10 protein-coding genes are annotated in these 13,656 nt (G+C 71.8%); 3 read left to right on the top strand and 7 right to left on the bottom strand.

Annotation, left to right across the window (positions count from 1 at the left end; translation table 11 throughout):
- Window positions 1–4 precede the first annotated feature (4 nt).
- The 3 genes from P2H44_RS13890 (at window position 5) to P2H44_RS13880 (ending at window position 2,472) form a co-directional block, all read left to right on the top strand.
- Window positions 5–778 carry a VOC family protein gene (locus P2H44_RS13890; protein WP_275764330.1) on the top strand — a complete coding sequence of 258 codons (774 nt, stop codon included), beginning with the start codon at window positions 5–7 and terminating at the stop codon, window positions 776–778.
- Between the two features lie 79 nt (window positions 779–857).
- On the top strand, window positions 858–1,637 hold the full coding sequence (locus P2H44_RS13885) for an SDR family NAD(P)-dependent oxidoreductase (protein ID WP_275764329.1): 780 nt from the start codon (window positions 858–860) through the stop codon (window positions 1,635–1,637).
- 49 nt (window positions 1,638–1,686) lie between these two features.
- Window positions 1,687–2,472 (top strand): SDR family oxidoreductase, encoded by a 786-nt coding sequence (locus tag P2H44_RS13880; protein ID WP_275764328.1) that lies wholly within the window; start codon window positions 1,687–1,689, stop codon window positions 2,470–2,472.
- Here P2H44_RS13880 and P2H44_RS13875 read toward each other — a convergent pair.
- The 7 genes from P2H44_RS13875 to P2H44_RS13845 form a co-directional block, all read right to left on the bottom strand.
- Window positions 2,441–3,130: a DUF6629 family protein gene (locus tag P2H44_RS13875; protein WP_275764327.1), complete on the bottom strand. Its 690-nt coding sequence runs from the start codon at window positions 3,128–3,130 to the stop codon at window positions 2,441–2,443. The genes P2H44_RS13880 and P2H44_RS13875 overlap by 32 nt on opposite strands.
- A gap of 214 nt (window positions 3,131–3,344) precedes the next feature.
- Complete coding sequence (locus P2H44_RS13870) at window positions 3,345–4,925, bottom strand: acyl-CoA carboxylase subunit beta (protein ID WP_275764326.1); 1,581 nt, start codon at window positions 4,923–4,925, stop codon at window positions 3,345–3,347.
- A gap of 11 nt (window positions 4,926–4,936) precedes the next feature.
- Window positions 4,937–8,260 carry an acetyl-CoA carboxylase family protein gene (locus P2H44_RS13865; RefSeq protein ID WP_275764324.1) on the bottom strand — a complete coding sequence of 1,108 codons (3,324 nt, stop codon included), beginning with the start codon at window positions 8,258–8,260 and terminating at the stop codon, window positions 4,937–4,939.
- A 74-nt stretch (window positions 8,261–8,334) separates the two neighbouring features.
- Window positions 8,335–9,348 carry an ABC transporter permease gene (locus tag P2H44_RS13860; RefSeq protein WP_275764322.1) on the bottom strand — a complete coding sequence of 338 codons (1,014 nt, stop codon included), beginning with the start codon at window positions 9,346–9,348 and terminating at the stop codon, window positions 8,335–8,337.
- A complete protein-coding gene (locus P2H44_RS13855) occupies window positions 9,345–10,304 on the bottom strand; it encodes an ABC transporter permease (protein ID WP_275764320.1) in 960 nt (319 codons plus the stop codon). Before P2H44_RS13855 ends, P2H44_RS13860 begins: the two co-directional genes overlap by 4 nt.
- A 69-nt stretch (window positions 10,305–10,373) precedes the next feature.
- Complete coding sequence (locus P2H44_RS13850; protein ID WP_275764318.1) at window positions 10,374–11,960, bottom strand: ABC transporter substrate-binding protein; 1,587 nt, start codon at window positions 11,958–11,960, stop codon at window positions 10,374–10,376.
- A gap of 104 nt (window positions 11,961–12,064) precedes the next feature.
- Window positions 12,065–13,642, bottom strand: a complete 1,578-nt coding sequence (locus P2H44_RS13845; RefSeq protein WP_275764316.1) for an ABC transporter substrate-binding protein — start codon at window positions 13,640–13,642, stop codon at window positions 12,065–12,067.
- Window positions 13,643–13,656: the final 14 nt, after the last annotated feature.

Below are 13,656 nucleotides of genomic sequence, written 5' to 3'. Positions count from 1 at the left end.
GCCCATGGCCATCCACCTGCGCCAGGTCTGCACCGTCGCGCACCAGCTCGCGCCGGTGATCGACGACCTCTGCGCGACCTTCTCGCTCGAGCCCTGCCACGTCGATCCGGCGGTGGGCAAGTACGGGCTCGAGAACACCCTGATCGCCGTGGGCGCCCGCTTCCTGGAAGTGGTCGCCCCGGTGCGCGAGGGCACGGCGGCGGGGCGCTACCTCGACCGCCGCGGGGGCGACGGGGGCTACATGGTGATCTGCCAGGTCCCCACGCTCGCCGAGCAGGCCGCCGTGCGCGCCCGCGCCGCCGAGACCGGCGTGCGGGTGGCGCACGAGATGGACATGAAGACCTGGAACATCATGCAGCTCCATCCCGGCGACCTCGCGGCCGCGTTCCTCGAGGTGGACTGGGACGAGAAGGCCGACGTCGCGGGCAACTGGATGCCCGCCGGCGGCGAGGAGTGGCGCCCCCACGTGAAGGACGAGGTCATCTCGGACATCACCGGGGTCGAGCTCCAGGGCGAGGACCCCGACGCGCTGGCCGCCAAGTGGGCCGCGGTCTGCGGCCTGCCGGTGGAGCGCGAGGGCGGCCTGCCGGTGGTGCGCCTCGCCGACGCGCTGATGCGCTTCGTCGAGGCGACGGACGGCCGGGGCCCGGGCCTGTCGGCGGTGCGGCTGCACGCGGTCGACGCGGCCCGCGCCAAGGAGCAGGCGAAGGCGCGCGGGGTGCTGACCCCCGCGGGCGACATCGTGATCGGCGGCGTGCGCTTCGACCTTCGGGACTGATCCCGGGAAGCGAGACGCGCCGCGACGGGGCAGGACCGGCGCCAAGACCGGCCGCCCGCTTATGGGAGGAGATTCCGCGATGGTGGAGACCCGACTTTTCGACCTGACGGGGAAGGTGGCGCTGCTCACCGGCGCCTCGAAGGGCATGGGCAAGGCGATGGCCGGCGCGCTGGCCGCCCACGGCGCGACGGTGGTGATCTCGTCGCGCAAGCAGGACCAGCTCGACGCCGCGGCGGCCGAGATCAACGGCGCGATCGGGGCCGAGCGCGTGCACGCCATCGCCGCCAACGCCGGCCGGCACGAGGAGCTGGAGAACCTGGTCGTCCAGACCCGCAAGGTCGCGGGCCCCATCGACGTGGTCGTGGGCAACGCCGGCGTGAACATCTTCTACGGCAAGATCTCCGAGATCCCGGACGCGGCCTATGAGAAGACCATGGCCACGAACGTGCAGGCGAACCTCTGGCTCGCCCGCCTGGTGGTCCCGGACATGATCGCCAAGGGCTCCGGCTCGATGATGTTCACCTCCTCGGTGGGGGCCTTCAAGCCGTCGGCGACGCTCGGGCTCTACGGCGTCTCGAAGCTGGCGCTGATCGGGCTGGTGCGGAACCTCGCGGCCGAGTTCGGGCCCCAGGGCGTGCGCGCCAACGCCATCTGCCCCGGCCTGATCCGCACCGACTTCGCCAAGGCCCTGTGGGACAACCCCGCGGCCGAGAAGCGCGCGAACGAGGACATCCCCCTGCGCCGCCTGGGCGAGCCGGACGATTTCGCGGGCCTCGCGGTCTACCTCGCCTCGGACGCCAGCCGCTACATGACCGGGCAGGCGCTGACCGTCTGCGGCGGCTCCAACATGTGGACCTGACGGGTCCCCACGACACGCGGGCCCGAAGGCCCCGATAGGGAGAACAAGCATGGACGTGAAGGACCGCATCGTGGTCGTCACCGGCGCCGCCGGCGGCATCGGCAAGGCGCTGGCCGAGCGCTTCGCCAAGGCCGGCGCCAAGACGGTGGTCTGCGCCGACCTCGACGAGGCCGGCGCCAAGGCCACCGCCGAGGGCATCGGCGGGATCGGGCGCAAGTGCGACGTCTCGAAGGAGGCCGACATCCAGGCGCTGATCGAGGAGGTCGAGGACCAGGTCGGCCCCATCGACCTGTTCTGCGCCAACGCCGGCATCATCCAGCGCGGGGGCCTCGAGATCCCCAACGAGGACTGGCAGAAGATCTGGGAGGTCAACGTGATGCATCACGTCTGGGCCGCCCGCCACCTGGTCCCGCGCATGGCCGCGCGCGGCGGCGGCTATTTCCTCAACACCGCCTCCGCGGCGGGGCTGCTCAGCCAGGTCGGCTCCGCCTCCTACGCCGTGACCAAGCACGCGGCGGTGGGCTTCAACGAGTGGCTGGCCCTGACGCATGGCGACGACGGCATCCGCGTCTCCCTGCTCTGCCCGCAGGCCGTGGACACCAACATGGTGCGCGGGAACGAGGGCGGCGTCGCCTCCCAGGACGGGCTGCTGCCGCCAGAGAAGGTCGCCGACGAGTGCCTGCGCTGCATCGAGGCGGAGACCTTCCTCGTCCTCCCGCACCCCGAGGTGCTGGAGTACATGCGCAACAAGACCGCGAACTACGACCGTTGGATCGGCGGGATGAAGAAGCTCAACCGCCGCTTCAACCCCAGGAAGCCGGCCGCCGCCGAGTGAGCGCCTGCGCCGCGGAGACGCGGCGCAGCACCCCCCACGCCGCGACCAGGCTGCAGATCGCGGCGAAGAAGCACCACACCGACGGCAGGGTCTTCACGTCCCAGCTCAGTGCCGTCACGGCGAAGGAGGCGGTCAGCGCCCCCCCGAACAGCCGCGCCTCGCGGTGGGAGGACGCCAGCAGCGCGCCCGCGGCGACCGCGAGGTAGACGAACTCGATCCCCGCGGGATAGTCGACGCCCGCCAGGTAGACGAGCCGCCCGCCCACCGCCTGCGGCACGACCGAATGCGCCAGCGCCCGGCCGAAGAGATAGACCCCCAGGCCCGCGCCCAGCGCCGTCAGCCCCGTGAAGAGCTGGGCGCGGCGCGGCTCCGTCTCGATCAGCCGCCCCGTCAGGGGGCCGGCGACGGGCCAGAACAGCAGCGCGAAGAACAGGAAGCCCGCGGTCGTCCAGGGCGCCAGCGCGGGCGGCAGCCGCCCCTCCAGCCCCAGCCACACCAGCCCCTCCAGCGCCTGCTGAAGGGCGAAGATCAGCGGGAAGGCCGCGAAGACGATCCATCCGGCGCCGAGCCGGCCGCGGATCGCCCCCGCCAGCGCCACGGCCCCGGTCGCGCCCAGCACGCCCGCCGCCGCGAAGCTCGCCGTGGCCGAGAAGCACATGGGCGATCCTCCCTCGGCGCTCAGCTTGGCCGATGCAGGCTCGCGCCGCAATCGTCGGACGAGCCGCGGCCCGCCCCTTCGCCCGCTCGCCGCTCGGAGCAACGGGACGGGCTCGCCCCACGGCCTCTCCCGACCTCGCCGCCCGTCCGAGGCGCGAACGCGCGCTCGACCGTCCCCGCCCGGCGCCCGTGGACGCCGCGCGCGGGGGCACCCCTCAGGGCAGGTAGGCCATCCGCGAGCGGCCGAGCTGGCGCACCAGCACCCGCTGCGCCTCCTCGACGAACTCGCAGATCCGGGCGCGGGTGTCGCGGGGGTCGATCAGGTCCTGGCCCGTCGCCTCGGCCGTGCGCAGGGGGTTGGCGATGGCGTTCAGCCGCGCCTCGATCTCCTGCCGCTTGGCCTCCGGGTCCGGCGCCGCCTCGATCTCCGCGCGATAGGCCGCCGAGACGCCGCCCGCGATGTGCATCGAGCCCCAGTTGGCCGAGGGCCAGGCCATGCGCTGGAACATGCCCGAGGCGCGGTGGTGGCACTGCCCCGCCACGCCGTAGAGCCGCCCCATCACCACCGTGCACCAGGGCATCGTGGTCAGGCAGACGGTCGAGACCATGCGCGCGCCCGCCCGCTCGATCCCCTGCTTCTCGCTCTCCAGCCCCACCAGGAAGCCCGGCTCGTCGGCCAGCGAGATGAGGGGCAGGTTGAACAGGTCGCACAGCTGCATCAGCCGCATCGCCTTGGCGCCTGCATGGGCGTCCGTCGCCCCGCCCAGCGCGCGCGGGTTGTTGATCATGATGCCGACGGGGTAGCCGTTGAACCGCGCCAGCCCGGTGATGCGGGAGCGGCCGTAGAGCGGCGCGATCTCGAAGAACGAGTCCCGGTCCACCACCGAGGCGAGGATCTTCTTCGCGTCGTAGACCTTGCGGCGGTCGCGGGGCATCGCCTCCAGCAGCCAGTCGTCGCGCCGCTCGGGGTCGTCGTCGGTCTCGACGCGCGGGGCCATCTCGTCGCGCGACTGGGGCAGGTAGCTCAGCCAGCGGCGGATCATCTCCATCGCCTCGGCCTCGGTCGCCGCCACGTTGTCGATGCAGCCCGAGACGCGGGTGTGGATCTGGTCGCCGCCCAGCTCCTCCTTGGTGATGTCGAGGCCGAAGGCCGCCTTCACCACCGGCGGGCCGCCCGGGAAGATCTGGGAGATCCCCTTCACCATCACCGAGAAATGCGACATCGGCGCCTGCACCGCCGGCAGACCGGCGACCGAGCCGAGGACGGCCGAGGCGACCGGCACCTCCTGCAGCAGCTCCACTTCGGGGGCGATGTAGTCGTTGCCGTCGGGCAGGTAGGTGCGCCCCAGCGCCTCGAACCCGCGGACCGAGCCGCCGACCGCGTCCAGCAGGCGGATGTAGGGCAGGCGCCACTGCAGGGCCTTCTTGGCCGAGCCGATCTCCTGCCCCAGCCCGCCGCGCGTGCCGCGCCCCGAGCCGCCCTTCACGGTGAAGTCGCCGGCGGTGACCACGACCTTGCGCCCGCCGACCTTGCCCGAGCCCTCGATCAGGCCCTTCGGCGTGAACTCCACCAGGTCCGCGCCCTCGTAGACCGCGTCGGCGGAGAAGGGGTGGATCTCGCGGAAGCTGCCAGCGTCGATGAACATGTCGAGCCGTTCGCGCGCGGTCAGCTTCCCGCGGGCGTGGTGGCGGGCGATGTTCGCCTCGCCCCCCATCTGGCGCATGCGGGCGCGGCGGGCGTCCAGCGCCTCGACTTCCGGGGCCCAGCCCACGGCCGGCTTCTCGTCTTTCGGCATGGGTCTCTCCCTCACCAGGCGTCCACGAAGGGCCGCTTGCGCCCCGACATCGGCGGGCGAACGCGCGCCGTGCGCAGGCCGCCCAGGATCCACTGCCGCGTCTCCACCGGGTCGATCACGGCGTCGACCTCCAGCGTCTCGGCCACCCGCACGGCCTTGCCCTGCTGGTACATCTCGTCGAGGAGCTTGTCGTAGAGGGCCTGCTTCTCCGCCTCGTCCTCCACCGCGTCGAGCTCCTTGCGGTAGCCCAGCCGCACCGCGCCCTCGAGGCCCATGGGCCCGAACTCGCCCGTCGGCCAGGCGATGGTGAAGAAGTCGTCGTAGGTGCCGCCCGCCAGCATCGCCTGGGCGCCCAGCCCGTAGCACTTGCGCAGCACGATCCCGAACAGCGGCACGGTGATCGAGCGGGCGGTGACGAACATCCGGCAGACGTGGCGCACCAGCGCGGTCTTCTCCGCCTCCGGCCCCACCATGAAGCCGGGGCTGTCGCAGAGGCTGACGATGGGGATGTCGAAGGCGTCGCAGAGCTGCATGAAGCGGCTGGCCTTGTCGGCCGCCGGCGCGTCGATGGCGCCGCCCAGGTGCTTGGAGTTGTTGGCGATGACGCCGAAGGGCTTGCCCTCGATCCGGATGAAGGCGGTGACGATGCCGATCCCGAACTCGGGCCGCAGCTCCAGCACCGAGTCCACGTCGGCCATCCCGTGGATCGCGTCGCGCACCTCGTAGGAGCGCAGGCGGTTCTCGGGCACCACGTGGCGCAGGGCGCGGGCGTCGGGCGCCTCCCAGGTCTTCACCGGCCCCTGGAAGTAGGAGAGGTACTTGCGCGCCATGGCGCAGGCCTCGGCCTCGTCCTTCACGCGGATGTCGACGACGCCGTTCTTCGACTGCACGTCGATGGGCCCGATCTCCTCGGGCTGGTAGATGCCCAGGCCCCCGCCCTCGATCATCGCGGGGCCGGCCATGCCGATGTTGGAGGACTCGTCGGCGATGATCACGTCGCAGCAGCCCAGGAACGCCGCGTTGCCCGCGAAGCAGCGGCCGGAGACGACGCCGACGATGGGCACCTGCCCCGACAGTTCCGCGAAGGCGCTGAAAGTCCGGGTCGAGATGCCGGCGTAGGTCGCCCGCTCGGTGTCGCCCGGCCGCCCGCCGCCGCCCTCGGCGAAGAGGACCATGGGGATCGTCCACTCCTTGGCGAGGTGGAAGATGCGGTCGAGCTTGCGGTGATGGCGCTGCCCCTGGGTGCCGGCCAGCACCATGTAGTCGGCGATGGCGAAGGCGCAGCGGCCCAGGTCCTCGCCGACCTCGTCGGAGTTCACCAGCCCGATCCCGGTCAGGATGCCGTCGCCGGAGGTGTTCTTGCGCAGATCCTCGAGGCTGCGGCGCTGGCGCTGGGCGGCGATGGCGGTCTCGCCATACTCCAGGAACGTGCCCGGATCGCAGACCTGGGCGAGGTTCTCGCGCCCCGTCTGGTGGCCCCGCGCGCGGCGCTTGGCGACGGCCTCGGGGCGGTTCTCGTCGCGCCCGAAGCCGCGGCGCTCAAGGGCTTCGGCGAGGTCGGGGCGGATCAGGTCGAGGTCGATCTCCTCCTCCGCCGCCACCGCGTCGCCGGCGTCCTCGGAGCGCTCGATCACCAGGATCGGGGCGCCGTCCATCAGGGTGACGCCGGGCTGGGCCATCACGCGCCGGACCGTGCCGGCGTAGGGGGCGACGACGACATGCTCCATCTTCATCGCTTCCAGCACCGCGACCTGCTGGCCGGCGGCGACCGCGTCGCCCGCCGCGACCCCGATGGACAGCACCGTGGACTGCATCGGCGCCGTCACCGCGCCCTCGGGGACCGAGCCGGGGGCGGCGTCGGCGGCCTCGGCCAGGCCCGGCTCGCTCTCGAAGAACAGGGGCGGGGCGATGCTCTGGGCGGCGGCGTGCAGGGCCGCGGCCTCCGCCTCGATGAAGCGGGTGGTGACGGCGTTGGCCTTCACCTCCGGCCGGGCCAGCAGCGCGCGCAGCCAGGGCAGGTTGGTGTCGATCCCCTCGATCCGGAACTCGGCCGCCGCCCGCTCGGCCCGCGCGACGGCCGAGGCCCAGTCGCCGGGGGCGTGCACGATCACCTTCGCCAGCAGGCTGTCGAAGCCGGTCGAGGTCTTGAACCCCGCGTAGGCGAAGCCGTCGACCCGCACGCCCGCGCCCGCCGGCGGCTCGTAGACCCGCACGGTGCCCGAGGCGGGCTTGGCGGCGGCGGTCGCGTCCATCCGCTCCATGTTCACGCGCAGCTGGATCGCGTGGCCCCGCGGCGCGGGAACGGCCGCCTGCGTCAGGCCGAGGTCGGCCAGCGTCCGGCCCCGCGCGATCTCGATCTGCAGCGCCACGAGGTCGAGGCCCGTCACCGCCTCGGTCACCGTATGCTCGACCTGGATGCGGGGATTGGCCTCGATGAAGAAGATCTCGCCCGTCTCGGCGTCCATCAGGAATTCGAAGGTGCCGAGGCTGCGGTAGTCGGCGGAGGACGCCAGCTTCAGGGCGTGGGTGCAGAGCGCTTCGCGGGTCTCGGCCGGCAGGGTCGGGGAGGGGGCGATCTCGACCACCTTCTGGTGGCGGCGCTGGAGGGTGCATTCCCGCTCGCCGAGGTGGATGCAGGTGCCGGTGCCGTCGCCCAGCACCTGCACCTCGAGGTGTCGCGCCGCGGGCAGGAACCGCTCGACGTAGACCGCCGGATCCCCGAAGGCGCCCTTGGCCTCGGAGCGGCAGCGGGTCCAGGCCTCCTCGATCTCGGCGCGCTCGCGGACCACGCGCATCCCCCGCCCGCCGCCGCCGGCGACGGCCTTGATCAGCATCGCGGCGCCCTCGGGCAGGCCGTCGAAGAAGGCGGTCGCGGCGGCGAGGTCGGTGTCCTCCGCCGTGCCCGGCAGGATCGGCACGTCGAGCTCCTTCGCCCGCCGCTTGGCCGAGACCTTGTCGCCCAGCAGCGCCAGCGCTTCGGGCGTGGGGCCGACGAAGACGAGGCCCGCCGCCTCGACCGCGCGGGCGAAGGCGGCGCTTTCGGACAGGAACCCGTAGCCGGGGTGGACCGCGTCGGCGCCGGTGGCGCGGGCGGCCTCGATCACCGCGTCGACGTCGAGATAGGCCCGCGCGCCCACGCCCTTCAGCGCGGCGGCGGCGTCGGCGCGGCGCACGTGGAGCGACTTGGCGTCGTCCTCGGAATGCACCGCCACCGTCGCCACGCCCAGGTCGGCCGCCGTGCGCTGGATGCGCAGCGCGATCTCGCCGCGGTTGGCGATCAGCAGGCGGTCGATGGCGGGCGCGGCGGAGGCGGCGGCGGGCTGGGGCGCGGGCATTCGGGGGGATCTCCTGGAAACGGGGCCGGCGCGCCCCCGCGGGAGGGGCGGGGCGCGCCGGGACAGGTCGGGGCTCAGCTCTTGGCCGAGGTGGGGTCCATCGCCTCGCGCAGGCTCTCGCCCAGCGTGTTGAAGGCAAGCGCGGTCGCGAGGATCGCGAGGCCGGGGGCGTACATCTGCTCGGGCGCGATCTGCATGTAGAGGTAGGCGCGCGCGATCATGCCGCCCCAGGACGGCTCGGGCGGCTGCATCCCGAGGCCGAGGAACGACAGCGACGCCTCGGCCAGCAGGGCGACCGCCATCAGCAGCGTCATCTGCACCAGCACCGGCTGGATGGCGTTGGGCAGCACGTGCTTCCACAGGATCCGCGTCGGCGAGGCGCCGAAGCAGCGGGCCGCATCCACGTAGAGCTCCTGCTTCAGGACCAGCGCGCGGGCGCGGGCGAGGCGGGCGAGCTGCGGGGCGAAGACGATGCCGACCGAGATCATCGCGTTGGTCAGCCCGATCCCCAGCACGCCGGTCACCGCGATGGCGAGCACGATGGCGGGGAACGACAGGAACGTGTCGATGATCCGGCTGATCGCGTCGTCGACCCAGCCGCCGGCGTAGCCCGCGATCAGGCCCACGGGGATGCCCAGCACCGCCGCCACGCCGACCGCGAGGAAGGCCGCGTAGACGGAAGCCGAGGCCCCGTGGATCAGGCGGCTGAGCACGTCGCGGCCCAGGTCGTCGGTGCCCAGCGGATACTCGGGCGAGGGCGGCATCAGGATCTTGCCGTAGTCCTGGAAGGTCGGGTCGTAGGGCGCGATCCAGGGCGCGAAGATCGAGCAGGCGACGATCGCCAGCAGCACGATCAGCGCGCCGACGGCCAGCGGATCGTCCGCTCCCCAGTCCCGGACCTTGCGGCCGAAGGAGCGGCGGACGGGCGCCACGTCGGCGATGGAGCGGGCGGCCGGCGCCTTGCCCGCCGCCGCGGTCGCGCCGGGGGAGGCCTGCCGCGCGGCGGCGACGGCCGAGGGGGCGGGATCGGGGCGCGGGGCCTCGGGCGCCGCGTCAGGCGCGGGGGCGGGTCGGGGAGCGGAGGTCATTTCTGGCCGATCCTCGGGTCAAGCACGCTGTAGAGCATGTCGGTGATCAGGTTCACGGTGATGACCGTCAGCACCATCATCAGCACCACCCCCTGCACGACCGGGAAGTCGCGCTGCAGCGTGGCGTTGACCATCGTGGTGCCCATGCCGGGAATGGCGAACACCGCCTCGACCACCACAGTGGCGGCCAGCGTCCGGTTCACCAGCAGCGAGATGACGGTCAGCAGGTTGACCGAGACGTTGCGCAGCCCGTGCCGCCACAGCATCGCGCGCGGGTGCAGGCCCTTGGCGTGCAGGGTGCGGAAGTGCTGCGACTGCAGGATCTCGACCAGCGAGGAGCGCAGCTGCCGCGCCACCTCCGCCACGCCCGAGGCCGCCAGGGCGACGGCGGGAAGGGTCGAGTGGGAGATGGCGGCCCACAGATCCTCCTGCGGGGGGACGAAGCCGGTGGCGGGCAGCCAGGCGCGGTTCAGCGCGAAGGCGCCCACGAAGATCATCGCCAGCCAGAAGTTCGGCAGCGCGACCCCCACGGACGAGAAGGTCATCACGAACTTGTCGACCCAGGTGTTGGGCCGGCTGGCCGCCAGCACGCCCAGCGGCACGCCCAGCACGATCGAGATCAGGATCGCGTAGGCCACGATGAACATCGTGTTGGGAAAGACCCGGGCGATGGTGGTGCCGATCTCCTCGCCCGAGAGCAGGGATTGCGACAGGTCCCCCTGCAACGCCCCCAGCACCCAGTCGCCGTATTGCACCAGCAGCGGGCGGTTCAGCCCGTAGATCTCCCGGATCTCGGCGATGCGCTCGTCTGTGGCCTGCTCGCCGGCGAGGACCACCGCCACGTCGCCGGGCAGCAGCTTCATCAGCATGAAGACGGAGAAGGTGGCCAGGAACAGCACCGGGATCGCCTGCAAAAGGCGGCGGCGCAGCATCCGGCGCTGGAGCGGGTTGAGCACGTCGAACCTTCCGATCGCTGGGGGACAGGGGGCGCCGCGCGGAGGGCTCCGCGCGGCGCTGTTTCGGCCTCAGCCGACCTTCACGTTGCGGAACTTGGGCTTGCCCAGCAGGTTCGGCTCGAAGCCCGAGACCTTGGTGGTGGCCACGTCGACCTCGTAGCGGACCGAGAGCGTGATCGCCAAAGCCTCGCGCATGACGATGGTCTGCAGCTTGTCGAAGGCGGCCTTGCGCTTGTCCTGCTCGGAGGTGGCGCGGGTCTCGGCGAGCGCCTCGACGAAGCCCTCGGGCGGCGGGGTCCGGCCGGGGTTGTAGAACGAGTTCTCCGAGAACAGCAGGTCGTAGGTCTGGGTCGGATCCGGCCGCCCGGTCCAGGCCGAGAGCATCGAGTCGCCCGACTTCTCCTTGCCCATGAAGCGCGAGACGATGTCGGGGACCGGCCCGTTGCGGAACGTCCCGGTCACGTTGATCTTGGAGAGCTGCTCGAGCACCACCTCCTGGCGCTGCACGAAGGCCTGGTCGGTGTAGCTGACGAAGTCGATCTCGAAGCCGCTTTCGAGCCCGGCCTCCTTCATCAGGAACTTGGCCTTGTCGAGGTCGAAGTAGACATGCTCGGCCGCGTTCTCGGAATAGGCCCAGTGGGCCTGCGGCAGGAACATGCGCGCCGGCTCGCCCACGCCGGCCTGGGTGGCGGCGACGTAGGCCTCCCGGTCGATGGCGAGCTGCAGGGCCTGGCGGACCTTCGCGTCCTGCAGCGGCCCGCGGGAGCGGTTGAGGTAGAGCTGGTAGATGTAGACCGTCGGCCCCTCGATCAGCTTGAGGTTGGGCAGCCGCTCGATCAGCGTCTTCTGGGTCTCGGCCAGGGAATAGGCGAGGTCGGACTGGCCCGACTGCACGGCGCGCATGGCGGTCGCGCGCTCGGGCGTGATGGTCATCAGCAGATTGTCCATCGCCGGCTGGCCTTCGCGCCAGTAGTTCTCGTTGCGCGTGCCCTCGACCTTGTCGTGGTCGGTCCAGGAGACGAACTTCCACGGGCCCGCGCCGACCGCGTTGCGGTTGACGTTGGCCTCGGGGTCGTTGCCCAGCGCGGTGGGCGAGACCATCATGCCCGCGCGATCCGACAGGATCAGCGGCAGGGCGGTGTCGGGCTGCTTGAGGCGGATGGTCACCTCGAACTCGCCGGTCGCCTCGGTGCTCTCGATCGTGGCGAGGTCGGGCTTCACGTTCGAGGTCTCGGCCGAGCGGTTGCGCTCGAGGTTGAAGACCACCGCCTCGGCGTTGAAGGGCGAGCCGTCATGGAAGGTCACGCCTTCCTCGAGGGTCAGCACCAGGGTCTGGGGATCGGTGAACTCGAACGCCTTGGCCAGGCTCGGGATCGGGGCCAGCGTCTGGAAGTCCCACTCGATCAGCGTGTCGTAGAAGTTCCACAGATAGACGTGGTCGCCGCCGTTGCCGCCGATCGCCGGGTCCATCGAGGAGGGGTTGGTGTAGCTGGAGATGCGCAGCGTGTTCCCCGACTGGGCGGCCGCCATGCGCGGCAGGCCCAGCGCGCCGACGCCCGCGGCGGCGGCGGCGCCGGCCAGGAACTGGCGGCGGCGCAGGGGCGGCAGATGCGCGAGCATCCCCTCCAGTTTCATCTTCTTCAGCTTGTCATCCATCGATCGTCCTCCCTGTGGGGCGCCCCGGCCGTCTTCGCGACCGTGTCGGGCGAGGTCTGCGCGCCCGGGAACCGGGCGCGCGGGTGGGGTCTCGTCGGCGGGCCTCAGCCCAGGCCGACGTGCAGGAACTTCGGCTTGCCCAGCAGGTTGGCCGAATAGCCCTGAACCTTGGTCGACAGCGCGTCGACCTCGTAGCGGATGCTCAGCGGGATGGTCAGGGCGGCGTCCATCACCAGCTCCTGCGCGCGTCCCAGCGCCTCTGCGCGCTTGGCCTGGTCGGCGGAGGCGCGGCTGTCGGCCATCGCCGCCTCGAACCCCTCGGGCGGGGCCACGCGGCCGGGGTTGTAGTAGGAGCTTTCCGAGTAGAGCAGCGAGTAGGTCAGGCTCGGGTCCGGCCGCCCGGTCCAGGCCGAGAGCAGGACGTCGCCCGCCTTCTCCGCCGAGAAGAAGCGCGACGAGGTCTCGGCGATGGTGCCGTTGGTGAAGCGCCCGGTGATGTTGAGCTTGCCCAGCTGCTCGAGCATCACCTCCGAGCGCTGCACCGAGGCCTGGTCGGTGTAGCCGCGGAAGTCGAGCTCGAAGCCGCCCTCGACGCCGGCCTCCTTCATCAGCGACCTGGCCATGTCGAGGTCGTACTGCGTGTGCTTCGCCGCCGCCTCCGACCAGGCCCAGTGGGCCTTGGGCAGGTTCATGTGCGCGGGCTCGCCCACCCCGGCCTGGGTCGCCTTCACCCAGGCGTCGCGGTCGATGGCCATGGTCATCGCCTTGCGGATCCGCGGATCCGACAGCGGCCCGCGGGAGGCGTTGAGATAGAGCTGGTAGACGTAGAGCGTCGGGCCGAAGGCGAGCGCCAGCGTCGGCATCCGCTCGATCAGCACCTTCTGCTGCTCGGCGATCTGGTAGGCGATGTCGGCCTGGCCGGACTGCGCCGCGCGCAGCGCCGTGGCGCGCTCGGGGATGATCTGAAGCTCGATGCTTTCGACCTTGGGGATGCCGTCGCGCCAGTGGTCGGGGTTCGCCTCGCCGGTCACCTTCTCGCCGTCGGTCCAGCCGGTGAATTTCCACGGGCCCGTCCCCACCGGCTCGCGGTCGACCTTGGCCTCGGGATCGTTGCCCAGCGCGGCGGGGGAGATCATCATTCCCGCGCGGTCCGACAGGATCAGCGGCAGCGCGGTGTCGGGGGCCGAGAGCCTGAGGGTCACCTCATGCGCGCCCGTCGCCTCGACGCTCTCGACGCTGCCGAGGTCCTTCTTGATGTTCGACAGCGCGGCGGAGCGGTTGCGCTCCAGGTTGAAGACCACCGCGGCGGCGTCGAAGGGCGTGCCGTCGTGGAAGCTCACGCCCTCGCGCAGCTTGAAGACCAGGGTCTGGGGATCGGTGAACTCCCAGCTCTCGGCCAGGCCCGGCTGGGGGGCGAGGGTCGCGAAGTCCCAGTCCACCAGCGTGTCGTAGAAGCAGTAGAGGAAGACGTGATCCGAGCCCGCGCCGCCCGTGGCGGGATCGAGGCTCGAGGGGTTGGCGTTCGCCATCACCCGCAGGTTGCCCGAGGGCGCCGCGCCCGCGCGCAGCGGCACCCCGGCCGCGCCCAGCGCCGAAAGCGCCGCCGCGCCGGCCAGGAACTGGCGGCGTCTCAGCGGGGGCAGATGGGCCAGCACGCCCTGTTTCTCGAACCTGTCGGTCACGTCGTCTTTCCTCC

Origin of the sequence: Albimonas marina (assembly GCF_029223255.1) — a bacterium.
Classification (GTDB): Bacteria; Pseudomonadota; Alphaproteobacteria; order Rhodobacterales; family Rhodobacteraceae; genus Albimonas.
Note: the sequence above shows the minus strand (reverse complement) of the source record. Positions and strands in the feature narration are given on the sequence as shown.

What these genes read in the sequence shown, in the direction of transcription:
- P2H44_RS13890 (WP_275764330.1), top strand. Translation starts at nt 5, where the DNA reads ATGGCCATCCACCTGCGCCAGGTCTGCACCGTCGCGCACCAGCTCGCG.
- P2H44_RS13885 (WP_275764329.1), top strand. Translation starts at nt 858, where the DNA reads ATGGTGGAGACCCGACTTTTCGACCTGACGGGGAAGGTGGCGCTGCTC.
- P2H44_RS13880 (WP_275764328.1), top strand. Translation starts at nt 1,687, where the DNA reads ATGGACGTGAAGGACCGCATCGTGGTCGTCACCGGCGCCGCCGGCGGC.
- P2H44_RS13875 (WP_275764327.1), bottom strand. Translation starts at nt 3,130, where the DNA reads ATGTGCTTCTCGGCCACGGCGAGCTTCGCGGCGGCGGGCGTGCTGGGC.
- P2H44_RS13870 (WP_275764326.1), bottom strand. Translation starts at nt 4,925, where the DNA reads ATGCCGAAAGACGAGAAGCCGGCCGTGGGCTGGGCCCCGGAAGTCGAG.
- P2H44_RS13865 (WP_275764324.1), bottom strand. Translation starts at nt 8,260, where the DNA reads ATGCCCGCGCCCCAGCCCGCCGCCGCCTCCGCCGCGCCCGCCATCGAC.
- P2H44_RS13860 (WP_275764322.1), bottom strand. Translation starts at nt 9,348, where the DNA reads ATGACCTCCGCTCCCCGACCCGCCCCCGCGCCTGACGCGGCGCCCGAG.
- P2H44_RS13850 (WP_275764318.1), bottom strand. Translation starts at nt 11,960, where the DNA reads ATGGATGACAAGCTGAAGAAGATGAAACTGGAGGGGATGCTCGCGCAT.